Genomic DNA, 25,046 nt, shown 5'->3' with positions numbered 1-25,046 from the left:
GTGTGGACGGGGCCGGGATCGAACGTCTAAAGGCCGCGGGCATTTCTGTCACAACCGGTGTTTGCGAAGACGCTGCTCGGGCAGACCTTGAGGGGTTCTTGCTGCGTGTCGATCTGGGGCGACCGCTTGTTACTTTGAAACTTGCCAGTAGTTTTGATGGCCGGATCGCGACCGGTACCGGCGAAAGTCAATGGATCACAGGACCCGCCGCGCGCCGTGCCGTTCATGCCATGCGTGCGCGTCATGATGCCGTCATGGTGGGGGGCGGTACTGCGCGCCATGATGATCCGTCATTGACGGTGCGGGGCCTTGGGATCAAACACCAACCGGCCCGCATTGTGGTTTCTCGTCGCCTTGATCTGCCATTGTTGGGGGCACTGGCACGCACGGCTCAAGAGACCCCGGTTCTTTTGTGCCACGGGCGCGATGCGGATCCGATGCTGCAAAAGACGTGGCAAGATCTGGGCGCTACGTTGTTGCCATGTGAAACCCGCGGCAGTCAGCTTGATCCACGCGACATCTTGCAACAACTTGGCACCCACGGGCTGACGCGGGTGTTTTGCGAAGGCGGTAGTGCCCTGGCAGCGTCCTTGATCGAAGCAGATTTGGTCGACCGCTTGGTTGGCTTCACCGCTGGCCTTGCCATAGGGGCCGAAGGTTTACCGAACATCGGCGCGCTTGGTTTAGAAAAGTTACGAGAGGCTGCGCGGTTTGAATTGCGGTCTGTGCGCCAAATTGGCCCGGATATTTGCCATGAATGGGCTCGGGGCGCCGATAGCGCGTTGTAACTTTGCGTTGCGCAAAGCTGTAGCTTTTTCAGAGCCTTGCGAAGTACCTTAACGCCACAAATGCGCGCGACTTGCCAGCAAACCCTGCGCCTTGGATAGCATGCGATTGGACCAGCCGGGATGCGGCACGTCGCCCTTTGCCAGTCGCTCCACCACGACTTCCACGGGGCAGGGCAAGCGAGTCACGGGATCGAAATAGCGCGGGTAGTCGATCAGCGTCGCGTGAACAAGACCGGGCAGGCTGATGTCTTCACGCCTGCGTGGAGGCACGTCGCCGCGATCGTTTGTTAGTCCCCATCCGGCATAAAAAGGTGCGCCCGTCGTGGTCACGTTGACGCCGCGCAACAAGGCCTCGAAACCGGCAAGCGAGGTCATCGTCCACAGCGTATCGACGACCCCTAGAAGGGCCGTGATATCCGCACGGTTGGCCACGACGTCGGCGATTTGACTTGCATCAAATGCACCGCTGCGCAGGCCCGCCTCGACGTCGGGATGGGGTTTGTAAATCAGCGTTGCATCAGGGTGCGCATCGCGTGCAGCTTGCAACAGCGCGTGGTTTGTCACGATATCACCGGCACCGGTGCGGATCGATGCGTCGTCTTCGACTTGGCCAACGACCAACACACGCGGCCCCTTAGGAAGCTCGGGCAACGCGCCACCAAGATTGTATTTGCTTAGGTTGTCTCGGGTTAGTGCAGTCACTAACCGTTCGGCACGTAAGACCTGATCAGGGCGCAAAGTGCGGCGGGATTGGATCAGTTTTTCAAGACGGCTGGGTTGGGTGGGATCGTAGTAGATGCCTAAATCGTCCGTCACCAATGAAAGCGGCGGCACCAATTCAGCCCCAAGGCCGCGCGAACGTAAAAAGCCGTCTTCGACCCGAACCGCATCGCCATGACCCACCTGCGCCTTGCCGGCCCAAACCATCCATGGGCGCCCCAATGCACGGGCGGGGCCGGGGTCATCTTCGAACACCATCGCTTTGTGACGGCCAAACACGTGCTGCAAGGGTTTGCGTTTCCACATGCGCATGCCACTTGCGACCCAACCTTTATGATCGGCACGCCATGCGCGGGTATCCGCGGCCAAAACCTCGATTGCGGTTTCAAGGTCGCACAGACGGTCCCGAAACGGGTCGTACCATTTAGGGTACAACATCATCGCACCTGCAAATAACTGTGCGCGGGTCAGGCTGCGTTGACGGCGTTGCACGGGAAATTCATCCGCACTCAGGCCCCATCCCGCATAAAATGGCTGCCCAAAGACACGCGGTTTGTGCCCGGCTAAAATTGCTTCGAACCCAAGGCCCGAAGATACAGTATAAACCGCAATTGCGCCTTCCATCAGGGTCCAAGGGCTGACGGGGTCGCTAAATATTTCCACACGGTCATTGCAGTCGGCGTCGGTGAAATAACCCGCGCGAAAGCCCTGCACCGTTTCGGGGTGGGTCTTGATGAGGATACGTGCGCCCGGGTGTTCGTCTTGAGCGACAAAGAGCATTTCTAAAAAACGGTTTCGATCGGCACCCGATGCCGTGACCGAGGCATCGCCGCGTGTTTGATCAATCACAAGCACATAGCCGGGCGGGGGCACCGCAGCACAATCATCAAACGCGGTGTATTTTGTCAGATGCGCTTCGGCCATCCGCGCCATTGCGCCACGTGCACGGTTCAAAAGGGCCGTGTCATCAAGGGGATGGGTGGTTAGGATTTCTTCTAGGTCGGAAGGGTGGGCCGGGTCGAAGTGAGCACCTTTGTGATCAATCAGAAGACCTAACGGTGGTCCGCCTGCGCGCCCCGGAAACAGGGATCGCAAAAAGGCATCTTCGACCCGTACAACGGGGGTGTTGCGTTTTGCGGCGACGGACAGACCGCGATGGGCAGTCGGGGAATTGCCCCAGATGCCGATCAGATCACCTTCTTTGGGAAGGCCCAGTGAAACGGCATATCCAGACAGGGCCAGAATACGGCGAACACGGCGTTGCGTCACGAATCCGCCGTTGTAAACATAGAGCCGCCGGGCCTTTTCAGGTCCGGCGGATTGATTGAGGGGATCAGACATGACCATTGTTTGGCCTATCAACTGCCCCCGATGCTGGCCAGTGAATCCGCGGATCCGGCGGCACCTGTCACGGCCGTGATGATCTTGCTGAACTGGGTGAACGGTGCTTCGGTCACATAAATTGTGTCCGCATTGCGAATGACAAAGTCGCGTGCATGAAACAGGCCATTTGGCTGTGTCAGGTCCAGGACATAGACAAGGCGTTGCGCCCCTTCCAAATCGTCCCGCCCCATCACGGCATTCGCGATAGACGCGGGTTCATTGCGCAAAACGAACACACCAGTAGGGTCGGATGAGTTGGCCAACAACCCGCCGACCTGCGCGATGGCTTCTAACGCGCTTAGGTTCTGGGATTCAAATGGGACACGGGACTGACTGCCCGTTGCGCCAAGTGCAGTGAAGGAGCGGGTGTCTTCTTCGACCAGAATACGGTCACCGCCACGCAAGGCGATGTCCAGTTCTGGATTCGAATAAAGGTCTTGGAACCAAACGCGGCTTCGCATTGAGCCACGGATCACTGTGATCTGGGCAATTTCCGGCGCGATGGTCACCCCGCCTGCGCGGGCAAGCATGGTCGCCAATGTGCGTGTCGGGCGTTCAATGGCATAGACACCTTGACCACCAACAGAGCCGGTCAGTGACACAGTCGAACCGTCACCTGCGACGCGCCGTACTTGTACCTGCGGATCGGGTGTTTGTTCTTCGAGCTTGGTTGTGATGATGCGGCGAATGGATTCAGGTGAATTGCCAGCGGCACGGATACGCCCGGCATAGGGCACAAAAATGAACCCGGCGCCGTCAACTTGAACCTCTTCGAGGATGGTCGAATTTTGACCGGCACCCGCCAGCAATCCATCATCGACGTTTTCATAGATGGTCAGCCCCAGAACATCACCGGGTTGAATGGTGTCTGAACCAATGATGCCCGCGTTTATGAACTCTTGGGAAAAGCCAAGCGCCGGTGTCACGGCTGTGGCCCGTGTCACCCTGTCGTTAACGGATACGATAAACGCGTCACCTTCTTTCTGGACCGAGCCAGAAAAGATCTCGCGTTTGTTTGGGCCCACTTGTGGTAAGCCGCATGATGAAAGGATGCCTAAAACGGCTAACAGCGCGCCCACGCGCATCCAGCGGAATGACTGAAAAATCACTGCTCGGTCTCCTCGACCTATTCTTGTTCTGCCTCAAGATGCAGGTTTGCCCGCACCAATTTTATTGTAATCGCGACGGTTTTCCGACGCTGAATTGATGCTAAGATACCGGATGTTTGCGATAAAATCTAGCCATAGGGGTTGTGTCTGTTAGTTCACCAACCGCAACTGTTGCCTTGGAGCCGCGGTGCCGGAGGCAAGCGCATCATAGGGATCTTCGCTTGATAGCATCATGTCGACGACTTGGCGCAGCAACTGGCGACGCCCGCGCGCCGAGTAAAATCCGCCGGGCAGTTGGCTGGTTTCCAACAGGTAGCGGCGGTAATCTTTGTAAGCTTTGTTGTCGGGGCGACTGGCACCTGCAAAAAAGTCGGGCAGAGGTTGATCGCTGACAAATTCCGGTTTGGCAAAGACGGCCCGCCCAAAAACCTTCAGAGGAATACCGCGCCAGAGCACCTGTTGGGCTGCCGTCGAGTTCACGGTCACCGCACTGCGCGCGTCGTTCAAAAGCTGCGCCAGCTTGCCGCCACGTACGTAATGCACACGACCTTTCAGCCCATGTTCTTGGGTAAGTGCACGGATCGTGCGTCGAATCGGCGAACGCCCGTCTTCGAGGGGGTGTGCTTTAATGACAAGATGGTGGTGACCGGAAGCGCCCTGCGCAAAACCCTTGTTCACAAGTTCAAGAAATTCGGTCATAGAGGTGAAAGGCGAGTGCTTTTGAAAGCTGCTGTCATGTTCAAGTTGCAACAGTGCCAAATGATAGGGAAAGCCACCGTTGCGGATGCGCAGTGTCGCTTGGACCCGGTCAAGGGTGTGCAGCGGCATCAGCAGCAAGCGTTGAAGATAAAGCTTGAACTCATGCACCACGGTAAGTGACCGATGGGGTTGGAAATTGCGATAATCGCCGTTCCGGAACATTACAAACCAATGATAAAGCGCGCCGTAAAACACGTGCTGGCGCATATCCCCCCAATGACCGGGGGGCAGGGGCGCTTCCATATCGGATAGGGCAAGTGCGGTTTGCATTTGCTCCACGCTCATGTCCATCAGGCGCGAATTGCCGTTTGTGCCGTTGCGTTCATAAGTGACCCAATAGGGACGCATATAGCCTTCTTCGAAGACATGCACCGTGATGCCGCGCCGCTTTGCCTCGGCCACAGCGTTGGCATGGATTGGGCGGACATCGCCATAAAGCACGATATCGGTGACATTTTTTTCTTCGATTAGGTTGATGAATGTCTGCGCCCAATCGTCGGCTTTGCCGCGATAGGGGATGTAGCTGCGCGGATGAAACCAAAAGGCGCGATCGCCTGCGTTGAAACCAACACGCCACACAGTCGACCCCGCACGGCGCAGCATCGTGCCAAGACGGTGGAAAAATGGTCCGTGCGGGCCCTGCAAAAACAGGAAAACCCGAGAATCGGGGGCGTTTTGTTTCATCTGGCCTCTGCTACGTGGCATGTCTTTCCTTTAGATGAACACTTGAGTGGGGCGATATTATGTCCCATTTGCGCGAATTTTGCAGTCCGAGGGCCTCTTGCCCTTGTGGACACAGGCGGCTACCTGATTCCGAGGCATCGCAAAAGGTGGTTTTTATGTTCACTGGCATCATAACTGATATCGGTACTTTGGTCGACTTGTCCCAAGAAGGCGACTTACGCGCACGCATTTCGACAGGCTACGATACGGCGCGCATTGATATGGGCGCATCGATCGCGTCGGATGGCGTGTGCCTGACGGTCGTTGGTTTGGGGACGGATTGGTATGATGTGCAAATCAGCGCCGAAACCGTGTCAAAAACCAATCTGTCTGCGTGGGCCGTCGGAAAGCGGCTTAACCTAGAACGCGCGTTGAAGGTTGGCGATGAATTGGGCGGTCACATTGTGTCGGGCCACGTGGACGGCGTGGCCGAGGTAGTGTCGATTGTGGATGAAGGCGACAGCACGCGTGTGCAGCTGCGCGCGCCGGACGACTTGGCGCGGTTCATTGCGTCGAAAGGATCGGTTGCTTTGAATGGCACGTCGTTGACTGTGAACGAAGTCAAAGGTGCGGTGTTTGGCATCAACTTTATCCCCCATACCAAAGACGTGACCACGTGGGGTGACGTAGCAGTGGGCGATCGGATCAATTTAGAGATCGATACGCTGGCCCGCTATGTCGCGCGCTTGGCCGAGGTGGGTTAACCCTGCGGACAGGCCTTGCGGCCTGACGACATTTTGGACTGTGGGGCCAGCGTGCTCACGGAACATGTGCGATGCGCTTGGCGTCGGTTGATCTGTTTTCCTGTTGCGTTTCACTGGCAATGTGGATGTCGTTCCTTTATGCCGCGCGCTAGTTGCTGTTTTGAAGGTGATCCATGAGTTTTGAAACCCCCGGTCCTGTTGAAACCGATTTGGCAGCGGCCATTTCGCCTATCGAAGAGATCATCGAAGAGGCGCGTTTGGGCCATATGTTCATTCTTGTCGATCACGAGGATCGCGAGAATGAAGGTGATCTGGTGATCCCGGCAAATTTTGCAGATGCGGATGCCGTCAATTTTATGGCCACCTATGGGCGCGGATTGATCTGTGTAACGTTGCCAGCTGAACGCATCGAAGCGTTGGGTTTGCCGATGATGGCCGTGCACAATTCGTCCCGTCACGAGACCGCCTTTACCGTTTCTGTCGAGGCGCGAGAAGGCGTGACCACAGGCATTTCCGCAGGTGATCGTGCGCTGACCATTGCAACCCTTGTGGACCCGCAGGCGACGCAATCTGCCATTGCGACACCCGGCCACGTCTTTCCTTTGCGCGCGCGCAAAGGCGGTGTGCTGGCCCGCGCTGGCCATACAGAGGCCGGGTGCGATGTGGCCCGTTTGGCAGGGCATTATCCGTCCAGTATGATTTGCGAGATCATGAACGAAGATGGGTCCATGGCCCGTCTGCCGGACCTCGTGGGCTATGCCAAGCAGCATGGCCTTAAGATCGGGACCATCAGTGATTTGATCACCTACCGCCGCCGCCACGATAATCTTGTGGTTGAGACGGGCAGTCGCACATTGACCTCTCAGCACGGCGGTGAATGGCATATGCGCATCTTTACCGATCAGACCTATGGGATCGAACATGTGACCCTGTCCAAAGGTGATCTAACCACCGACGCGCCAGTTTTGGTGCGCACGCATGCGCTTGCGGAAGTGACCGATATTTTGGGCCTAAGCGACAAGCCCGTTGGTGAGCTGCCCCGCGCGATGGAACTCATCGCCGAGGAAGGGCGCGGCGTTGTGTGCCTGTTCCGTGAGCCGCGCAAAGAACTGTTCGCCCCGGATGAAGCTGGGCCTCGCATTGTGAAAAACACCGGGCTCGGCGCCCAGATGCTGAGCAACATGGGCCTTTCGCGTATCATCCTGCTTACCGACAGCCCGCGCACCACCTATATGGGCATCAACGTCTACGGGCTTGAAATCGTGGGCACTCGACCAATCTTAGGAGAATAACCATGGCTGCCATCGAACATCACGTGCTGGATCGCCCCGATTTTGATCGCCCGGTAAAGGTGCTGATCGTCGTGTCGCCCTATTACAAAGCGATTGCTGACAACATGGTCGCAGGCGCCAAAGCCGAGATCGAAGCGGCAGGGGCCACTTGGGATTTGATCGAGATGCCGGGTGCGCTGGAAATCCCTACTGCCATCGGCATTGCCGAACGGATGTCGAATTTTGACGGTTATGTCGCGTTGGGCTGTGTGATCCGAGGCGAAACGACGCACTATGACACCGTCTGCAACGACAGCAGCCGCGCGCTGCAACTGCTTGGTTTGCAGGGGGTTTGCATCGGGAATGGTATCCTGACGGTCGAAAACATCGCGCAGGCCGAAGTGCGCGCAGACCCTGCTGCGCAAAACAAAGGCGGCGGGGCTGCTGCTGCGGCCTTGCACCTTATCGCACTGGCCCGTAAGTGGGGCCGCTCGGACAAGGAGGTCGGTTTTAGGCCTTCCTCTGAATACCAGATAGCAGGCAACATAGGATCCTTTCAGCGATGACGCTTTCGGGCAATCAAAAACGCAAGATGCGCTCGGCTGCACGGCTTTATGCTGTGCAGGCACTGTTTCAAATGGAGCAGTCTTCGCAGACCGTAGACCAGATCAAGGTCGAGTTCTTGGATCACCGGTTTGGAGCCTCTTATGATGGGGCTGAAATGACCGAAGGTGACCCTGAACATTTTGCGACCGTCATAGATGGTGCAGTGAATTATCAAGCGCCAATCGACCAAATGACGGACCGTGCATTGGCGGCTAAGTGGCCGATTGGGCGGATTGATCCGACGTTGCGGGCGCTGTTTCGGGCTGCTGGCGCTGAGTTTCAGGACAAATCTGTGCCGCCCAAGGTTGTCATCACCGAATATGTCGACGTGGCGCGGGCATTTTTCCCTGATGGGAAAGAACCTAGTTTTGTGAATGCTGTCCTTGATCACATGGCGCGCGCTGCGCGACCCGAAGCGTTTTAAGACGGGCAGGCGTGCAACGTCGTTTTGCGTGATCCGTGGCGAGACGTCATTTTCATAACCTTAACGCTATGAAAGCAGTGGGGTTCGATGTCGTATTCCGTTCGCGCCCTGTACACGTTCTGCGCACCGGGCGGCATATGCTTCACAGGATCTGCGCGGGTTGAGGTGGCATGCGGTGGTTGATGTTAAGTTCGGGTTTATGTCCGGGCAGAGGAAAACGGCCCATCGCTTTGCTTGATTTTGTTCCAAACATGATTTTTTATCGGGGGCAAAAAATGGAGATCATCCAATGGGGCACCATCGCGTTATTGCAGATTGGGACGCGACCTATGACGATCCGATTTTGCTTAACAAGGGCGAAGAGCTTTGGCTGACGGGTAAGAGCGCAGATTGGGATGGATATGTTTGGGTCTGGGCAAAAAACGAGGCCGGACAAGAAGGCTGGATACCTGACAACCTTGCCAAAGATGTTGATGGCAAGACCTTTGCAAAGACGGAATTTTCGGCTTTGGAGCTGACATGTCGCCAAGGCGAGGCGTTGCACGGCACTGCTGAAATTCACGGATGGGTCTTGTGCAAAAATTCCGTCGGCTCAGTGGGTTGGGTTCCGGCAAAAAACTTGGCTAGATTCGCAAACGCCTAGAAATTTAATCGACATATTTGGGTGTAATGCAGACCTGCGGTGCCCTTGTGCATGCAGCGCTGGAACGGATGCGTTTTGTGTGTTCTTTGTCCGCTACTTGGCCAAAGTTTGTTGTTGGACGCGTGCGGCATCGGTTATGCAATCCAGCAAGTGGGCCGCAAACGCGGCTGATGCAAAAGACGGAGCCTGACTTATGCGTGCCATGCAACTGACCGCCCTCGGGCACCCTTTAGAATTGCGCGATGTGAATGTGCCCGAACCGGGCGCGGGCGAGGTTTTGGTGCGCATCCATACCTGCGGTTTGAATTTTGGCGATACGTTGATCGTCAAAGGCACGTATCAAGAAAAACCACCACTGCCTGCGACTGTTGGGATGGAAATGTGCGGTACGATTGAAGCATTGGGCGAGGGTGTCGCACACTTACATGTCGGGCAGCGCATCGCCGCCTATTCTGGTTTTGGCGGGCTTGCGGAGTATGCGGCCTTGCCAGCGGCGATCTGTGTGCCGGTCCCGGATCAGATGCCGCCGGTAGATGCGGCAGCCTTTTTGATTGCTTATGGGACCAGCCATGTGGCCTTGGACTATAAGGCGCATTTGAAACCAGGAGAGCGGCTGTTGGTTCTGGGTGCGTCTGGGGGCGTTGGTTTGACGGCAGTGGAACTTGGTAAGCTGATGGGCGCCGAGGTGATCGCTGTGGCGCGTGGTGCGGACAAGTTGGCGGTCGCCAAAGCGGCTGGCGCAGATCACTTGCTGGATAGCGAGACGTGCGATTTGCGCGCTGATGTCAAAGCGCTCGGGGGGGCGGATGTTGTTTATGACCCGGTGGGAGGGGAATTCTTCGATGCCGCTGTGCGTGCTTGCAATCCAGAGGCGCGATTGCTGCCTTTGGGCTTTGCGAGTGGGACTATGCCGCAAATTCCAGCCAATATCCTGTTGGTCAAGAACCTGACGGTCATCGGGTATTATTGGGGGGGCTACATGCGGGTGAACCCGTCGGTGCTGACGGACAGTTTCGAAGTCTTGTTTGACTGGTATGTCGCGGGCAAGCTGAAACCCCATGTCAGCTATGTGTTGCCTCTTGCGCAGGCCAATGAAGGGCTGGAGTTGCTGCGTAATCGTAAGGCGACGGGCAAAGTCGTGATCGACATCGACGGCTGAACCGTTTTCCGACATCGGAAAACGCGACGGAAACCGTTTCGGTTTCCGTCGCCCGCTAGTTGCGCGCTTTGATTTGTGAATGGGCCAACAGCCGTGCTTTGTGTCGTTCCCGTAGGAAAACGAACAGGCCGGATCCAAGGATTAACGCAATCCCGATCCAGACCTCGGCCACAGGCAGGTCGCCAAATACTACAAATCCCCACAGCACTGCTAGCGGTAGACCGATGTATTCAAATGGCGCGACCGTCGCGGCATCTGCCAACCTGTAGGCTTGGCTTAGGCAATAGCCAATGATCGCTGAGTTCACGCCCAACCCCACAAAAACCCAAAGATCACTGTCGGCGGGCCAGACCCATGCGCGCAATAGAAAAACCACCGAAGCGTTGGTGGCCTGATCCGCAAAGCGTCCATCACCTGCCACCACAAAAAACAGGACCGAGACCACGATAAAAGCCGTTTGGATGTACACTGCCATTGCGCTGGCTTTGCTCGCCACGCCCAACTTGCGCGTCAGCAATTGGTTCATCGCATATGTCAGCGCCGACAGCACCGGCAGCAACAACACGATACGGTTCACCTCTAGGCTGTCTGATCCCGCCCAAGGGCGTTGCATGATGATCACGCCTGCAAATCCGACGGCCACCGCACTTAGGCGCAAGGGGCCGACTTTTTCGCCCAAGATAGGGATCGAAAGCAAGGTGATGAACAAAGGCGCCGCAAAGAACAGCGCCGTGGCATCGGCCAAAGGCAACACAGCAAGGGCCAGAAAGAACGTCATGTTTGCAACGACGATCAATATTCCCCGCAGTGCGTGAAGGCCGGGTCGTTTGGTGCGCAAGATGCCAAAACCGCCCTCGTACTGAACGATCAGCAGGGTAAACAGAATGCCAATGCCGGAACGCGCGAACACGATTTGATGCAAAGGATAGCCGCCAGACAATTGCTTGATCAACAGATCGTTGATCGAAATGCAAAACACCCCAATCAACACAAACAAAATAGCCAGACCGGCAAAATTATAGCGCCCATTTATCATGGGCCAAGCCCTAGCACGCCACGCACAACTGTCACGCAGATTCGAGCGTGGCATCGACCCGCATCCTGAAGTATGACGGACGAAATTAAGACAAAAGGGAGCGCCACCTCATGCAAATGTCCGATACGCGCCAGATCGCGGCACAGCCCAAGGATGTCTATGCGGCATTGCTAAACCCGGATGTTCTGAAGGCGTGCGTGCCGGGGGCGACGGAAGTGACCGGCAACGCCTCGGACGGGTTCGAAGCCTCGGTGACCCAGAAAGTTGGTCCCGTAAAGGCGACTTTTAAAGGGCAGGTGACCCTTTCGGATTTGATCGAAAATGAAAGCCTAACCATCACAGGCGAAGGCAAAGGTGGCGCTGCCGGTTTTGCCAAAGGCGGCGCAGAGGTGCGCATGCGTGCCAAGGATGGCGGCACCGAATTGTCCTATGATGTTGAGGCAAAAGTCGGCGGTAAACTGGCCCAATTGGGCAGTCGTATCATTGACGGTTTTGCCAAGAAAATGGCCGACAAGTTCTTTTCTAATCTTCAAGAGACGCTGGAAGGGCCAGCGGAACAGGGCGATGATGGCGGCGACACCGAAGCCAAAAAAGGTTGGTTGGGCCGTTTGACCGGCAAAGAATAGGCCGCCCGCACAGGCCGTGTGCATGGGCACGCTGGCCTATTCACGTCTTGCGCGTTACCTCGCACACTCACCCAAGACCGAGGCATCATGTCCGCAATCTTAAGCATCAAAAATCTACGAAAGTCCTATGATGGGGGCTTTGAAGCGCTGAAATCCGTGTCGCTTGATATAGAACAAGGCGAAATCATCGCGCTTCTTGGTCCCAATGGGGCCGGCAAGACGACGTTGATTTCCACGATCTGCGGGATTACGCGACCAACCTCGGGGACGGTTACTGTCGATGGGCACGACATTCAAAGTGACTTTCGCGCGGCACGCAGTCTGATCGGCCTTGTGCCGCAGGAAATCGCGTTGGAACCGTTTGAGAAGGTCATCAATACAGTACGCTTTTCGCGCGGCCTGTTTGGCAAACCGCGCCAAGATGGTGTGGTCGAGGACGTTTTGAGACGCCTGTCGCTTTGGGACAAACGCGATGCGCAAATTCGCGCGTTGTCGGGTGGTATGAAACGCCGCGTGCTGATCGCCAAAGCACTGGCCCACGAGCCGCGTGTGTTGTTTCTGGACGAACCGACCGCAGGTGTTGATGTCGAGTTGCGCAAAGACATGTGGCAAATCGTCGAACAATTGCGCGCCGATGGTGTGACGACAATTCTGACGACGCATTACATCGAAGAAGCCGAAGCGATCGCCGACCGCATCGGCGTCATTAGCAACGGAGAAATCCTGCTGGTCGAGGAAAAAGACAAGCTGATGGCCCGCATGGGCAAAAAACAACTGGATGTGCAATTGACCTCGCAATTGTCGACCATCCCGGACAGCCTTTCGGCCTATGATCTGACTTTGGGTGATGATGGCAGGACGCTGATTTACAGCTACGATGTTAAAAGTGAGCGCACAGGTATCACCAAATTGCTGACCGATGTGGCAGCGGCGGGGTTGCAACTGCGCGATGTCGTGACACGGCAATCCAGCCTTGAGGACATTTTTGTGTCGCTTGTCCACAAAGACCCAGAGGAAACGCCATGAACTACTCTGCGATCCGCGCGATTTACTCCATGGAAATGGCCCGCTTTTTCCGAACGCTTGCGCAATCCTTTATCTCGCCCGTATTGTCTTCCAGCTTGTACTTTGTGGTGTTCGGCGCGGCCATCGGCAGTCGCATCGATCAAGTCGAGGGCGTCAGCTATGGCGCGTTCATCGTGCCGGGGCTGATCATGTTGACTGTGATGACACAGGCGATTTCCAATGCATCCTTTGGTATCTATTTCCCCAAATTCATCGGCACGATCTATGAACTGTTGTCTGCCCCGATCAATTTCCTTGAGATCGTGGCAGGCTATGTTGGGGCTGCGGCAACCAAGTCGATGTTCATCGGCATTATCATCCTGATAACCTCGTTCTTCTTTGTGGACATCCACATCGCGCACCCTTTTGCGATGATGATATTTTTGGTGCTGACCTGCATCAGCTTTTCGCTGTTTGGGTTTATCATCGGCATCTGGGCAGGCAATTTTGAACAGCTGCAATTGATCCCATTGTTGATCGTGACGCCGCTCATTTTTCTGGGTGGGTCGTTCTATTCCATCTCGATGTTGCCGCCAGTATGGCAAACGATTTCGATGTTTAATCCGGTGGTTTACCTGATTTCGGGCTTCCGCTGGGCGTTCTTCGGGGTGGCCGATGTGCCGGTGGGTGTGTCGTTGTCGGCCATCGCGGCGTTTACAGGGCTGTGCCTTGCCGTGGTGTGGTGGATATTCAAAACCGGCTGGCGGATCAGACAATAAGGTCGCTTTAAACAACTCGTTTGGTCTGTGGCCTTGTTTGGGCCCCTGTCGCGATCTACATGAAGACACATGAAACGCTGGATCCCCTTTATGAAATCCGATCCCACTGTTGCCGTGATACGGCTACAGGGGATGATCGCAACGTCACGTGGCGCCTTAAGTGACCAATCGCTTGGGCCCGTGATCGAAAAGGCCTTTGCACGCGGCAAACCGGCGGCTGTGGCGCTTGAGATCAATTCGCCCGGCGGCAGCCCCGTGCAATCGGCATTGATCGGCGCGCGTATTCGCAGGCTTGCAGAGGAAAAGAACATTCCCGTCATCGCCTTTGTCGAAGATGTGGCCGCTTCGGGCGGGTATTGGTTGGCGGTTGCAGCAGATGAAATATACGGAGACCTCAATTCGGTGGTCGGCTCCATCGGGGTAATCTCGGCCGGGTTCGGGGCGCATGAATTGCTGGCCCGCCAAGGGGTCGAACGGCGTGTGTATACGGCAGGTAAAAGTAAATCGATGCTGGACCCGTTTCGCCCGGAAAATCCAGACGATGTCGAACGGTTGAAAACGCTGCTTAACGATATCCACACCAATTTCATCGATCACGTCAAAGCGCGACGTAGCGGCAAGCTGGATGCCGAAACCGATCTGTTCACAGGGCAGGTGTGGTTAGGCCAAAAGGCGCAAGCGCTAGGATTGATCGACGGTATCGGGCACATGAAACCTGTTCTAAAGGAACGCTTTGGCGAAAAAGTTCAATTGCGCCGCTACGGAATGCGCAAGCCGTTCTTGTCGCGCTTTGGGTCGCAGGTTATGGATGACGCGCTTGGTTCTATCGAAGAACGGGCTGCTTTTGCTCAGTTTGGACTTTAATTTATGCTCGCGAAGATCGTTGTTCTTTTCTTGGTCTTCATGGGCGCTTTGGCCATGTTTGGTAAATTGCACTGGATTGGCGGAAAACGCCTGACGAAGGCCAAGTGCGACTGCGGGCGCTATCGCATTGGCAAAGGTCCTTGTTCCTGCGGGCGAGGCGACAGCTAATGACCGAATTGCTGCCTTGGTTGTTAAGCGGGCTGGGCCTGTTGATCCTTCTGCTGGCAGGTGACAGCCTTGTCAAAGGGGCGGTGAACCTGTCGCTGCGCCTAGGCGTGCCTGCGTTGATTGTCAGTTTGACGATTGTGGCTTTTGGCACCTCTGCCCCCGAACTTTTAATCGCGATTGAGGCGGTTTTGGATGACGCGCCCGGGCTTGCGATGGGGAATGTGGTGGGCTCAAACACGGCCAACGTTCTTCTTGTGCTTGGCATACCTGCTCTTTTGGCGACGATGCACACGTCGGAATGCAAGACGTCAAAGTCATATACCTACATGCTTGGCGCATCACTGTTGTTCGTCGCGCTGGCCTTTCGCGGGGTGTTTGATTGGATTTCGGCGATCATTTTGCTGGCAGCACTTGCATATGTGCTGTTCGATCAAGCGATGGAGGCCAAAAGCCACCACGCCGCCAACGCCACAGCTGCCGCGAACGATGAAGATGAGATCGAAGGCGTAGACCCCGATCTGCCGGGTTGGCGCATTGCGTTGTTTCTGATCCTTGGCATGATTGGTCTGCCGTTGGGTGCAAGCCTTTTGGTGGAAAACGCGACGGTCATCGCGAAAACTTACGGTGTCAGCGACACGGTCATCGGCTTGACGCTGGTAGCGATTGGGACATCTCTTCCTGAACTTGCCACCACAGTCGTTGCAGCCCTGCGCCGTCAGGCGGATGTGGCGCTTGGCAACGTGATTGGGTCGAACATGTTCAACCTATTGGCCATCATTGGCATTGCAAGCCTTGTAGGGCCGATCCCTGTCGACCCGTCCTTCTTGCGCTTTGACCTGTGGGTGATGCTGGGCGCGTCCATCCTGCTGATGCCGTTCGTCTATTTCTGCAAGGACATCACGCGGATCTGGGGCGTGATCCTGTCGATGCTTTATGTGACCTACTTGGTCGTGGTACTGTTCTAACAACACATCATGTAAGGGAGAGTGCGATGACACGGGCACTTGTAACAGGGGCTGGACATCGTCTGGGCCAAGCAATGGCAATTTATTTGGCTGGGCGGGGCTATGACGTGGCTGTGCACTATGCCAGTTCCGACAAAGGTGCTTTGGAAACGGTCGCCCAGATCGAAGCCAAGGGCCAACGCGGGGTCGCCTTACAAGCTGACCTGTTGGACGAGGAAGCGACACAAGCCCTGTTTGGTCGCGCGGTTGAGGCGCTAGGCGGGCCTATCACCTGTTTGGTGAACAACGCGTCGATCTTTGAGTACGACACGATCGAAACCGCCACGCGGGAGACGTGGGACAAACACATGCATTCCAACCTGCGTGCACCGTTTGTGCTGACCCAAGCTATGGCGGACCAAGGGTTGACCGCCACACGCGACGATATGGACGAACCTGTCGCGGCGGGGCTGATCTTGAATATGTGCGATCAACGGGTGCGCAAACTGACGCCTGAATTCATGACCTATACTTTGGCTAAGATGGGTTTGTGGGCATTGACCCAAACCAGCGCACGCGCGTTGACCCCAACGATCCGTGTGAATGCCATCGGCCCTGGTCCCACGTTGCAAGGTGGGCGTCAAAGTGCGGAACACTTCGCCGCCCAACGCGCTGCAACCGTGCTGCAACGCGGATCAAACCCATCAGATATTGTCGCCGCATTGGGCTATTTTCTGGACGCACCAGCCGTCACAGGACAACTGCTTTGCGTCGATGGCGGGCAGCATCTTGGCTGGGAAACACCGGACGTTGTGGGCGTAGAGTAAGGCATGCTCGAAAAGTTATGCATTGAATTAATCTTGGTTACAAAATCGTTACCAAAAGCCCTTTATTTTCAGTAGGTTGACATGTGTAAAATAAAAAACTCAACAATATCAACTATTTAAATAAGTGCCTAAAAAACAGGCAGATCGGGGAAGGGCCCAAAAACCAACAGAAAATTGTAGTCCGCTAGAACTTGTCTCCAGACTTATCCACAGCTTTCGTGGACGCATGAAAGCTTGATCCGATGACCAAACCATTGCAGCAGATCAAAAATCAGACCCGAATCAAATGACTGAAACACCCGAACCGACCGATTCTGAAAACGCAGCAGCGGCCCCCGTGGGTCACGCTGTTATTTACGGCTATCTCAAGACGTTAGATGCCTCGCCCGGGGTATACCGGATGCTTGATCGGGAAAGCCGGGTTTTGTACGTGGGCAAGGCGCGCAACCTGCGCGCGCGCGTGTCGAATTATTCGCGACCCTCGCCGCAGCATTCGGGGCGGATTGCGCGGATGATTTCGATGACGGCGTCGATGATGTTCTTGACCACGCGCACAGAAACCGAAGCTCTGTTGCTTGAGCAAAACCTCATCAAGCAACTCAAGCCCAAATTCAATGTGTTACTGCGCGATGATAAGAGCTTTCCCAACATTTTGGTGACACACGATCATGCCTTCGCGCAGATCAAAAAACACCGCGGGGCGAAAAAAGAAAAAGGCGCTTACTATGGGCCCTTTGCAAGCGCGGGTGCCGTGAACCGGACGCTGAACCAATTGCAGCGGGTGTTTTTACTGCGTAACTGCACGGATTCAATGTTTTCCAGCCGCACACGGCCCTGCTTACAGTATCAGATCAAACGGTGTTCCGGGCCCTGTGTTGGGCTGATCTCTGAAACGGATTACGCCCAAACAGTTCACGATGCTGAACGCTTTTTGACGGGGCGCAGCACTGAAATACAAGCGCGCCTTGCAACAGATATGCAGGCGGCATCCGAAGCGATGGAATTCGAACGCGCCGCCGCGTTGCGCGACCGCATTCGCGCGATGACGCAGGTGCAGTCCGCCCAAGGCATCAACCCGCGCAATGTGGACGAGGCCGACATCGTCGCCCTGCATCTGGAACAGGGGCAGGCATGCGTACAGGTGTTTTTCATCCGCGCAGGCCAGAATTGGGGCAACCGTGATTTTTACCCGCGCGTCGGTGCGGACGTTGACGCCGCAGAGGTTCTCGAGGCGTTTTTGGGCCAGTTCTATGACACCAAAGACCCGCCACGCCAGTTGATCTTGTCAAACGAGATCGAGAACGCGGATTTGATGGCGGAAGCGCTGAGTGGCAAATTGGGGCGCAAGGTCGAATTGTTGGTGCCACAACGTGGCGAAAAAGCTGAATTGGTCGACGGCGCTTTGCGCAATGCTCGCGAAAGTCTGGCGCGCAAGATGGCTGAAAGCGCGACGCAGACTAAGTTGTTGAAAGGGTTGGCAGAGGCCTTTGATTTGCCTGCTCCTCCGCAACGTATCGAGGTTTATGACAACAGCCACATTCAAGGCACCAACGCGGTTGGCGGGATGATCGTGGCCGGGCCTGATGGGTTCATGAAAAACAGCTATCGCAAATTCAATATCAAAGGCGAGGATCTGGTGCCGGGGGATGACTTTGGCATGATGAAGGAAGTCCTGCACCGTCGCTTCAAGCGTTTGCAAACCGAAGATCCGGATCGCTTAAAAGGGATGTGGCCTGACTTGCTGTTGATCGATGGTGGCGCAGGGCAGGTGAGCGCGGTTGAACAGATCATGGCGGAACATGGCGTGCAGGATATCCCAATGGTCGGGGTGGCCAAAGGCGTCGATCGTGACGCAGGCAAAGAGGAATTCCACAGAACCGGTAAGCGGCCATTTGCACTGCGCCACAACGATCCCGTTCTTTATTTCGTGCAACGCATGCGGGACGAAGCACACCGATTCGCCATTGGCACGCACAGAGCAAAGCGCGCCAAATCGAATATGAAAAACCCGCTAGATGATATCGCTGGGGTCGGCGCGGCGCGCAAACGGGCTTTGTTGGCGCACTTTGGGTCGGCAAAAGCGGTCGGGCGCGCCAATTTAGCGGATCTAAAGGCCGTCGACGGTGTGTCCGAAGGATTGGCACAAAAAGTGTACGACTTCTTTCACGAAAAGTGATGCGCGGCGCCTTTGGGTTACAAATTCTTGCCGGTAAGGAAAAGGAGGCCGTCGGCCCCCTTCCTGTAGTGCGGGATACGCGCTAGAGATTGCATATGACATGGAACATACCAAATATCCTGACGCTTCTGCGTCTCGTTGCAGCCCCGTTGGTGGCCGTGATGTTTTTGTACTTCACCCGGCCTTACGCGGACATTTTTGCGGTGACCTTGTTTGTGAGCGCGGCCATAACCGATTGGTTTGATGGGTATCTCGCGCGCGCTTGGGGTCAACAGACCCGATTTGGCACGATGTTGGACCCGATCGCGGACAAGGCGATGGTGGTGATCGCGCTTATGGTCATTATCGCATTTTCGTCCTGGTCGCCTTGGTTGGTTTTGCCCGCCACTGTGATCCTGTTTCGCGAGGTTTTCGTTTCGGGCTTGCGTGAGTTCTTGGGCGACACGGCTGGAACGTTGAAAGTGACGCAATTGGCGAAATGGAAAACAACTTTGCAGATGATCGCGATTGCAGTGCTGTTTTCGCAAGGGGTGTTTGAACACTATTTTGGAATGTCGATTTGGGGCATGGATGATCAAATGGTGTCGGCCATTTTAAACGGTGATCAACCAGATCTGCATGGGTTGCGCTGGAAACTGGATGGGGCCGAATGGGCCGGACGTGCAGGTCTGTGGCTGTTGTGGATTGCGGCGGCTTTGACGCTGGTGACGGGCTTTGATTACTTCCGAAAAGCGATGCCCTATTTGAAAGGCTAATGGCGATGGATGTGCTTTACTTTGCTTGGGTGCGGGAACGCATCGGCGTGCCGCGCGAGGTGGTTGAAACAAAAGCGGCCACGGTCATGGATTTGGTCGAAGAATTGCGCGAACGCGAAGAACGTTATGGCGCCGCCTTCGCTGATATTTCAGCGTTGCGAGTCGCTGTGGATCAACAGCTTTCGGACTTCGATGCCCCACTTTCCGGAGTGCGTGAGATTGCGTTTTTCCCACCAATGACAGGTGGTTAAGGATATGCGCGTTGTTGTTCAAACCGAACCGTTTGACCTTGGGGCCGAAACTTCGGGCTTTGCCGCTGGGCGCCGGGTTTCGGGGGCGATTGTTACGTTTACGGGTGTTGTGCGTGACGTCGCAGGCGGGCTGGAAGCGATGGAGATCGAGCATTACCCGGGCATGACGCTCGCCGCCTTGGAAAGCATTGCGCAAGAGGCGGTTTCGCGTTGGAACCTTGAAGACGCTTTGGTCATTCATCGTCACGGACGACTGGCGCCGGGCGAGATGATCATGATGGTTGGCACGGCTTCCCCCCACCGCAAGGACGCGTTTGAGGCGGCGGAATATTTGATGGATTACCTCAAATCGCGTGCACCGTTTTGGAAACGTGAAATCACGTCTGAGGGGGCCAGTTGGGTGGCCGCCAAAGAAACGGACGAGGACGCGCTAAAACGCTGGTAACGTGATCCAATTGCCCCTGCGCGACACCATGCTTTAGGGGCTTCGCCTCGCCCTTCGGGCCCCCAAATTTTTTCGAAGCAGAAAAATTTGCACGCCGGAGGCGTGCTAACCTCGATACGCGGGGGCAGGCTGTATTTTACCGATGTTCCCTACAGTGCGACAGACGATTGGGCTGGTGCATCTCTGGAACACAGTCCGCACAACAGGGCCGTGTTGCTAAGTGATCAAGATCAGCCAGCTTGTTGGCGTTCGATCCAAGCGCGCAGTTCTTCGGTTTCGTGGCGCGCATCGCGCAAGCCATCCATGGCCGCGCGCAACTCTGCTTCGGTTTGGGCCAGTTGGTTGGTCAACTCGGCCTCGCGTTGTTGCAGGTATGTGATCGCTTGATCGCGAGTTTCTTCGGCCTCGTGCAGCTCTTGGCTCATCCGGTCAAGTTCGGCGACGTCACCCGCGGCCACACGCGTAAAGCGGTGAACCAGCCAGTTGGCGAACCAGCCAAGGCAGAACGCAACAAACAGAACGATGGCTGTCGCAATGACAAACTCTGCTCTACTCATCTGCTGTTCCTTCAGTGCCTTCGGTTTCTGCCTCTGTATCGCTCGAACTGGCGATGGTTTCCAGCGTTGTTTCGGGTTCTGGTGCAGAAGGTTTCGGGCGGATCAGCACAAATTCGATGCGACGGTTGGCTTCGCGGCCATCTTCTGTCTCGTTGTCGGCGATTGGGTTGGTTTCGCCGTAACCCGTTGCATTGTACGATGATGTCAACACGCGGCGCGCGCGCAGTTCGTTTAGGACGGATTGCGCACGCGATTGGCTGAGGTTCAGGTTCATCTCTTCGCGGCCTTGGCTGTCAGTATGCCCTTGAATTTCCAACCTAATATCACCGCATTTCTTTAGGATTTCGGCAATGTCATCCATTGTGCCCAAAGTGGAGGCATCGATGGTCGCGCTGCCCGGTTCGAAGTTGATTTTGGATGTTGAAAGGATACCGGCGATTTCGGCTTCGCATTCCTCGGGAGAAGGCAGAGCCGCAACCGGGTCGAGTTTTTTCTGATAGGTGACGTCGATGTCGAAGGTTCCTGCCTCACCCAGCTTTGTGGCAAGAATGGACGCGATACCGGTTGAGGCTTGTGGGTTGCCGGTGTTGCCTGACACTGTCAACGTATCGGGCGTGACGGTGACAGCACCGTTGGACAGCTGCGTCAGCGCTTCAAGTCCCGTCAGCACACGCACCGTCCACGTGCTTGGCAAGTCGTCGACCAGCCGGGTGGCGGTATAGACTTTGTCCGACCCAAATGCGGCTTTGGCATAGCTGTCAGCCAAATTGCGTAGGTTTTCGTCGGACAGCCGTCCGCGCAGTTGCACTTGGCCTTCGGGACTGAGCGTGGCGGTGAATTCTGGCGGGCCTTGGTTTGGATCCACAGTTTCTGGCAGAACAGCGTGCAGGGCAAAGACGTCGGGCAGGCGGTTTTCCAACTCGCCCACGACGCGATCAAAGTCGCTTTGTGGCGTGCCTTCGGCGGCGACAAGGGTCACGTCAGCGTCCGAGAACGTGACGGAACCGGTCCCAAGATCATCCAACGCGCTGATGGCTTGTTGCACCGCGCGCCCCCAGTTCGGGCTGGGCACGCCCATGCCGACAATACAATTGGCGCTGCCCGACAGCCCCGCGTCTTGTGCTGCTTGGAGGATGCGGTCGCGGGTTGCATCAGTGTCGGCGGAACACGCATCAAAGCGGGTGCTTGTCTCGTCCTTGACCAAGCGCAGCGTAAATGGCGTGATCACAGGGCGCGGTGCGGCCACATCCAACGTCATCTGCAGGCCCGGAGGGCTGGCGCGTCTAAGCTGCTGTTGCAGACGCGCCTTTTCTTCGGCGCTGTCGGTGATCGCGGTGATGCTGATCCGCCCGGCTTCGACGGACACTTTGGCGCGCGGCAGCCGTTCCATTGCGTTAAGGGCAAAGCTTAGCGCATCATCCCAACCGTCGGGGGCGGGATAATTGGCGACTTCGATCAAGTCAGTGACGGGCAAGCGCCCGCTGATGGCGTTGATCCGGTCCAAAACTTCGTCGCGGTTGGTTTCGGTCGGGATAAGGCCGATGATTGACAAGCCCGCGTCGTTGCGCAGGATTTCGGCAGAAAACCGAGGCGCGGCCAGCGCGGCGACGGCTTGCACTTCCATATCGTCGATGACGCGGGCCGCATCAACGATGCCGCCTGCAGTGGACAAGGCGGCAAAGCGCACCGCTTCGGTTGGGGCGATCCCTGCCAACGTAACCTGCAGCCCGTTTGCTTCGACTTCGGCCCATGTCATGCCTTGGTCATCCAGCGCATCACGCACCCCGATTTCGGAACTGTCTTCGATCAATTGGACGGACATGTTGGCGGCAACCAGCGACAACAAGCCCGCAGCAAAGAACGTACCTACAACCATGAGAAGAGAAGACAGACGCATCTACGACCTTTTTTATTATGAGTGCTGTTCCTGTCTAAGCCTGTGGACAGAATGTTTCAATCAAACGAACAGGGCTGCGCCAAAAAAGAGCAGCGGAATGATGCCAGTGTCACGGTTAGAGCGGAAAACTTGCAGGCATTTCGCGGGGTTGTCAAAATCCAACCCGCGTTGCTGCCACGCCATGTGCCAGCCCATGGCCCATGGCCCACCCAAGGCCAGAACCATTGCCAGAATCGACGCCTGATCGATTGCGGCAAAGACGACCGCGATCCCCATCAGGCCGACGGTGCCCATCAGGAATCGGCGCAGCCACGGCGGCGTGTTTTCACCGAACAGGCGGGCGGTGGATTTGATGCCGATCAAAGCATCGTCTTCGGTGTCTTGGTGGGCGTAGATCGTGTCGTAAAATAACGTCCAAGCGATCCCAGCGAGGTACAAGACAACGGCCGGCGCTTGAAGTTGGCCGGTATGGGCTGTCCATGCCAGCAGCGCGCCCCAGTTAAAGGCGAGGCCTAAAAACACTTGTGGCCACCACGTAAAGCGTTTGGCAAATGGATAAATCGCCACGGGCAACAGTGCGAGCACACCCAAAAGGATCGCATTGGTGTTGAACGTCAGCAGGATGCCAAAGGCGACCAATGCTTGGCTGCCCATCCAGATCACAGCGCCACGCACACTGACTTGGCCCGAGGGGATGGGGCGCGAACGCGTTCGCTCGACCTTCGCGTCGAAATCGCGGTCTGTGATGTCATTCCATGTGCAGCCCGCTCCGCGCATCAACCACGCGCCTGCGGCGCAGCCGATGGCGATCCATACGTCATGCCAGCTGGTGTTTTGATCGTGGATCATCGCCAGCATCAGGCCCCACAGGCAGGGAATAAGTAACAACCACGTGCCGATGGGGCGATCCGCTCGGCTAAGCCGCAGATAGGGGCGGGTGGCCGCAGGCGCGTACGTGTCCACCCAGTTTCCATCTACGGCATCTGCAACATGTCCGTCAGGTGAAGGTGGCAAACCATCTGGCGATAGCGGCGTGTTGGTCATATGTAGGGTCCATGAGTGAAGCAAAAATCCGCCTTTATGTAGAGCACCCTTTGGGGGCAGGGCAATCGGTCGTGCTGTCGCGGGATCAGGCCCACTACCTTTTTGGCGTTATGCGCCTGTCGATCGGGGCGTTTGTACTGCTGTTTAACGGGACTGACGGCGAATGGCGCGCCGAGGTGGTCGAGGCCGGCAAACGCGGAGGCGTGTTGGCGTGTGTGACCCAGACCAAGGGCGTGCAGATGCCACCCGACCTGTGGTTGATGTTTGCCCCGATCAAAAAGGCCCGCACGGATTTTATTGTTGAAAAGGCCACAGAAATGGGCGCGCGCCGGATTGTGCCGGTGCAGACGGCGTTCACCAACGCAGGGCGGGTGCAACAAGCGCGTTTGCAGGCGCATGCGGTGGAGGCGGCCGAGCAATGTGGCGGGACCTTTGTGCCAGAAGTGACAGAAATGGTGCGGCTGGATCGTGCCTTGGCTGATTTGGGCGCGCGACAGGTGATGTTTTGTGATGAAGGCTTGGCCGAAGACAGGTCGGGGGCGGAGGACACCTCCGCCTTACCTGATGTGCGTGGCCCTTGGGCGATATTGATCGGACCAGAAGGCGGGTTTTCGCAAGCAGAACGGGTGAGGCTGCATGGCATGGAAAACACCCATGCGATCCGTCTGGGTCCACGTATATTGCGCGCCGATACAGCAGCGGTGGCGGCTTTGACTGTTTGGCAGCAGCGCTTGGGGGATTGGGTGTGACTCAGCACATCGTGCGATGTGCGACGCCCGCAGATGAACAAGATATCGAGCGTTTTCTGGCGCACCATGCGCCGACCTCGATGTTTTTGCGTTCAAATCTTGCGGCCCATGGATTGGACGGCAGTACCGCCGATACTGCGACCAAAATGATCATATGTATTGCCGAGGAACAGCTGATTGCTGTCTTCGGGATCAGCAACAGCGGGTTTCTTTTAGCGCAAAACCCGCAATTGGTAACGCCGCCTGCGCAGCTGCGCCAAGCATGGTTTGGCCGTCAGGTGCTGGGGATGACTGGCGTTGCAGCGCAAGTTACATCTGTGCTTGAGACATTGGGGCTGCAACATGCGCCTATGGCTCTTGATCGGGATGAACCGCTTTATCACATGGACCTTGGCCAGCTTGCGGGCCCATTTGCTGACCTGCGCGCACCCAGACCCACGGATCACGAAATGTTGTGTTCTTGGTTCACCGATTATGCGCGCGACACCGGACTTTTGGGCGACGATGCCGATGCGCTGGCGGATGCTAAAAAGCGGGCCGCTCGCGCCATTGAGCAAGAAAAGTTGCGGATCATGGAATTGGATGGCGTGCCCGTGGCGATGATAGATTTTAACGCGCAAGTGGCTGATATTGT

Annotated in this window: 26 protein-coding genes; 19 read left to right on the top strand and 7 right to left on the bottom strand. The window is 56.3% G+C overall.

Features of this window, described 5'->3' with window-relative positions:
* A partial coding sequence (gene ribD, locus ABJF76_RS04915; protein ID WP_413822526.1) for a bifunctional diaminohydroxyphosphoribosylaminopyrimidine deaminase/5-amino-6-(5-phosphoribosylamino)uracil reductase RibD occupies positions 1 to 788 on the top strand: 788 nt, incomplete at its 5' end.
* Between the two features lie 48 nt (positions 789 to 836).
* On the opposite strand, the gene ABJF76_RS04910 is transcribed toward ribD, so the two are convergent.
* The 3 genes from ABJF76_RS04910 to ABJF76_RS04900 all read right to left on the bottom strand — a co-directional run bounded on the left by ABJF76_RS04910 (position 837) and on the right by ABJF76_RS04900 (position 5,464).
* Positions 837 to 2,849 (bottom strand): capsular polysaccharide biosynthesis protein, encoded by a 2,013-nt coding sequence (locus ABJF76_RS04910; RefSeq protein WP_413821843.1) that lies wholly within the window; start codon positions 2,847 to 2,849, stop codon positions 837 to 839.
* Positions 2,850 to 2,866: 17 nt separating this feature from the next.
* Complete coding sequence (locus ABJF76_RS04905; RefSeq protein WP_413821952.1) at positions 2,867 to 3,976, bottom strand: polysaccharide biosynthesis/export family protein; 1,110 nt, start codon at positions 3,974 to 3,976, stop codon at positions 2,867 to 2,869.
* A 174-nt stretch (positions 3,977 to 4,150) separates the two neighbouring features.
* The gene (locus ABJF76_RS04900; protein WP_413822525.1) at positions 4,151 to 5,464 is read right to left on the bottom strand and encodes a capsule biosynthesis protein; all 1,314 of its coding nucleotides are present in this window, start codon (positions 5,462 to 5,464) and stop codon (positions 4,151 to 4,153) included.
* A gap of 134 nt (positions 5,465 to 5,598) precedes the next feature.
* Here ABJF76_RS04900 and ABJF76_RS04895 point away from each other — a divergent pair, with 134 nt between their 5' ends.
* From ABJF76_RS04895 to ABJF76_RS04870, 6 genes are all read left to right on the top strand, one after another.
* On the top strand, positions 5,599 to 6,186 hold the full coding sequence (locus ABJF76_RS04895) for a riboflavin synthase (protein ID WP_413821845.1): 588 nt from the start codon (positions 5,599 to 5,601) through the stop codon (positions 6,184 to 6,186).
* A 173-nt stretch (positions 6,187 to 6,359) separates the two neighbouring features.
* Positions 6,360 to 7,478 carry a 3,4-dihydroxy-2-butanone-4-phosphate synthase gene (gene ribB, locus ABJF76_RS04890; protein ID WP_413821846.1) on the top strand — a complete coding sequence of 373 codons (1,119 nt, stop codon included), beginning with the start codon at positions 6,360 to 6,362 and terminating at the stop codon, positions 7,476 to 7,478.
* A 2-nt stretch (positions 7,479 to 7,480) separates the two neighbouring features.
* Positions 7,481 to 8,023 (top strand): 6,7-dimethyl-8-ribityllumazine synthase, encoded by a 543-nt coding sequence (locus tag ABJF76_RS04885; protein WP_413821847.1) that lies wholly within the window; start codon positions 7,481 to 7,483, stop codon positions 8,021 to 8,023.
* Complete coding sequence (nusB, locus tag ABJF76_RS04880; RefSeq protein WP_413821848.1) at positions 8,020 to 8,487, top strand: transcription antitermination factor NusB; 468 nt, start codon at positions 8,020 to 8,022, stop codon at positions 8,485 to 8,487. Before ABJF76_RS04885 ends, nusB begins: the two co-directional genes overlap by 4 nt.
* A 289-nt stretch (positions 8,488 to 8,776) precedes the next feature.
* Positions 8,777 to 9,130 carry an SH3 domain-containing protein gene (locus ABJF76_RS04875; protein WP_413821849.1) on the top strand — a complete coding sequence of 118 codons (354 nt, stop codon included), beginning with the start codon at positions 8,777 to 8,779 and terminating at the stop codon, positions 9,128 to 9,130.
* A gap of 193 nt (positions 9,131 to 9,323) precedes the next feature.
* Complete coding sequence (locus ABJF76_RS04870) at positions 9,324 to 10,289, top strand: NADPH:quinone oxidoreductase family protein (RefSeq protein WP_413821850.1); 966 nt, start codon at positions 9,324 to 9,326, stop codon at positions 10,287 to 10,289.
* Between the two features lie 55 nt (positions 10,290 to 10,344).
* Here ABJF76_RS04870 and ABJF76_RS04865 read toward each other — a convergent pair whose 3' ends face one another.
* Positions 10,345 to 11,325, bottom strand: coding sequence for a DMT family transporter (locus ABJF76_RS04865; protein ID WP_413821851.1), 981 nt, complete (start codon positions 11,323 to 11,325; stop codon positions 10,345 to 10,347).
* Between the two features lie 110 nt (positions 11,326 to 11,435).
* Between ABJF76_RS04865 and ABJF76_RS04860 the strand changes: the two genes are divergently transcribed.
* From ABJF76_RS04860 to ABJF76_RS04815, 10 genes are all read left to right on the top strand, one after another.
* The gene (locus ABJF76_RS04860; RefSeq protein ID WP_413821852.1) at positions 11,436 to 11,951 is read left to right on the top strand and encodes a CoxG family protein; all 516 of its coding nucleotides are present in this window, start codon (positions 11,436 to 11,438) and stop codon (positions 11,949 to 11,951) included.
* Between the two features lie 87 nt (positions 11,952 to 12,038).
* Complete coding sequence (locus ABJF76_RS04855; protein WP_413821853.1) at positions 12,039 to 12,977, top strand: ABC transporter ATP-binding protein; 939 nt, start codon at positions 12,039 to 12,041, stop codon at positions 12,975 to 12,977.
* Positions 12,974 to 13,735, top strand: coding sequence for an ABC transporter permease (locus tag ABJF76_RS04850; protein WP_413821854.1), 762 nt, complete (start codon positions 12,974 to 12,976; stop codon positions 13,733 to 13,735). The genes ABJF76_RS04855 and ABJF76_RS04850 overlap by 4 nt, the downstream gene beginning before the upstream one ends.
* Before the next feature lie 69 nt (positions 13,736 to 13,804).
* Complete coding sequence (locus ABJF76_RS04845) at positions 13,805 to 14,599, top strand: S49 family peptidase (protein WP_413821855.1); 795 nt, start codon at positions 13,805 to 13,807, stop codon at positions 14,597 to 14,599.
* Positions 14,600 to 14,766: 167 nt separating this feature from the next.
* A complete protein-coding gene (locus tag ABJF76_RS04840; protein WP_413821856.1) occupies positions 14,767 to 15,732 on the top strand; it encodes a calcium/sodium antiporter in 966 nt (321 codons plus the stop codon).
* Positions 15,654 to 16,538, top strand: a complete 885-nt coding sequence (locus ABJF76_RS04835; protein WP_413822527.1) for an SDR family oxidoreductase — start codon at positions 15,654 to 15,656, stop codon at positions 16,536 to 16,538. The genes ABJF76_RS04840 and ABJF76_RS04835 overlap by 79 nt, the downstream gene beginning before the upstream one ends.
* Before the next feature lie 286 nt (positions 16,539 to 16,824).
* Positions 16,825 to 18,714, top strand: coding sequence for an excinuclease ABC subunit UvrC (gene uvrC / locus ABJF76_RS04830; RefSeq protein WP_413821857.1), 1,890 nt, complete (start codon positions 16,825 to 16,827; stop codon positions 18,712 to 18,714).
* Between the two features lie 95 nt (positions 18,715 to 18,809).
* Positions 18,810 to 19,469, top strand: a complete 660-nt coding sequence (pgsA, locus tag ABJF76_RS04825; protein ID WP_413821858.1) for a CDP-diacylglycerol--glycerol-3-phosphate 3-phosphatidyltransferase — start codon at positions 18,810 to 18,812, stop codon at positions 19,467 to 19,469.
* Between the two features lie 5 nt (positions 19,470 to 19,474).
* Positions 19,475 to 19,720 (top strand): molybdopterin converting factor subunit 1, encoded by a 246-nt coding sequence (moaD, locus tag ABJF76_RS04820; protein WP_413821859.1) that lies wholly within the window; start codon positions 19,475 to 19,477, stop codon positions 19,718 to 19,720.
* A gap of 4 nt (positions 19,721 to 19,724) precedes the next feature.
* Entirely contained in the window at positions 19,725 to 20,165 is a 441-nt protein-coding gene (locus ABJF76_RS04815; RefSeq protein ID WP_413821860.1) for a molybdenum cofactor biosynthesis protein MoaE, read from the top strand.
* 230 nt (positions 20,166 to 20,395) lie between these two features.
* Here ABJF76_RS04815 and ABJF76_RS04810 read toward each other — a convergent pair whose 3' ends face one another.
* The 3 genes from ABJF76_RS04810 to ubiA are packed head-to-tail and all read right to left on the bottom strand — an operon-like array spanning position 20,396 to position 23,663.
* Positions 20,396 to 20,722, bottom strand: coding sequence for a hypothetical protein (locus ABJF76_RS04810; protein ID WP_413821861.1), 327 nt, complete (start codon positions 20,720 to 20,722; stop codon positions 20,396 to 20,398).
* Positions 20,715 to 22,619 (bottom strand): OmpA family protein, encoded by a 1,905-nt coding sequence (locus tag ABJF76_RS04805; protein ID WP_413821862.1) that lies wholly within the window; start codon positions 22,617 to 22,619, stop codon positions 20,715 to 20,717. Before ABJF76_RS04805 ends, ABJF76_RS04810 begins: the two co-directional genes overlap by 8 nt.
* A 60-nt stretch (positions 22,620 to 22,679) precedes the next feature.
* Positions 22,680 to 23,663, bottom strand: coding sequence for a 4-hydroxybenzoate octaprenyltransferase (ubiA, locus tag ABJF76_RS04800; RefSeq protein ID WP_413821863.1), 984 nt, complete (start codon positions 23,661 to 23,663; stop codon positions 22,680 to 22,682).
* A gap of 11 nt (positions 23,664 to 23,674) precedes the next feature.
* Here ubiA and ABJF76_RS04795 point away from each other — a divergent pair, with 11 nt between their 5' ends.
* Together ABJF76_RS04795 and ABJF76_RS04790 are read left to right on the top strand one after the other, a co-directional pair.
* A complete protein-coding gene (locus tag ABJF76_RS04795) occupies positions 23,675 to 24,412 on the top strand; it encodes a 16S rRNA (uracil(1498)-N(3))-methyltransferase (protein WP_413821864.1) in 738 nt (245 codons plus the stop codon).
* Positions 24,409 to 25,046, top strand: a 638-nt coding sequence (locus tag ABJF76_RS04790; protein ID WP_413822524.1) for a hypothetical protein, incomplete at its 3' end; no start/stop codon positions are given. The genes ABJF76_RS04795 and ABJF76_RS04790, both read left to right, overlap by 4 nt.

Origin of the sequence: Tateyamaria sp., assembly GCF_039940735.1 — a bacterium.
Lineage (GTDB): Bacteria > Pseudomonadota > Alphaproteobacteria > Rhodobacterales > Rhodobacteraceae > Tateyamaria.
This window is presented reverse-complemented; position numbering and strand designations above follow the sequence as displayed.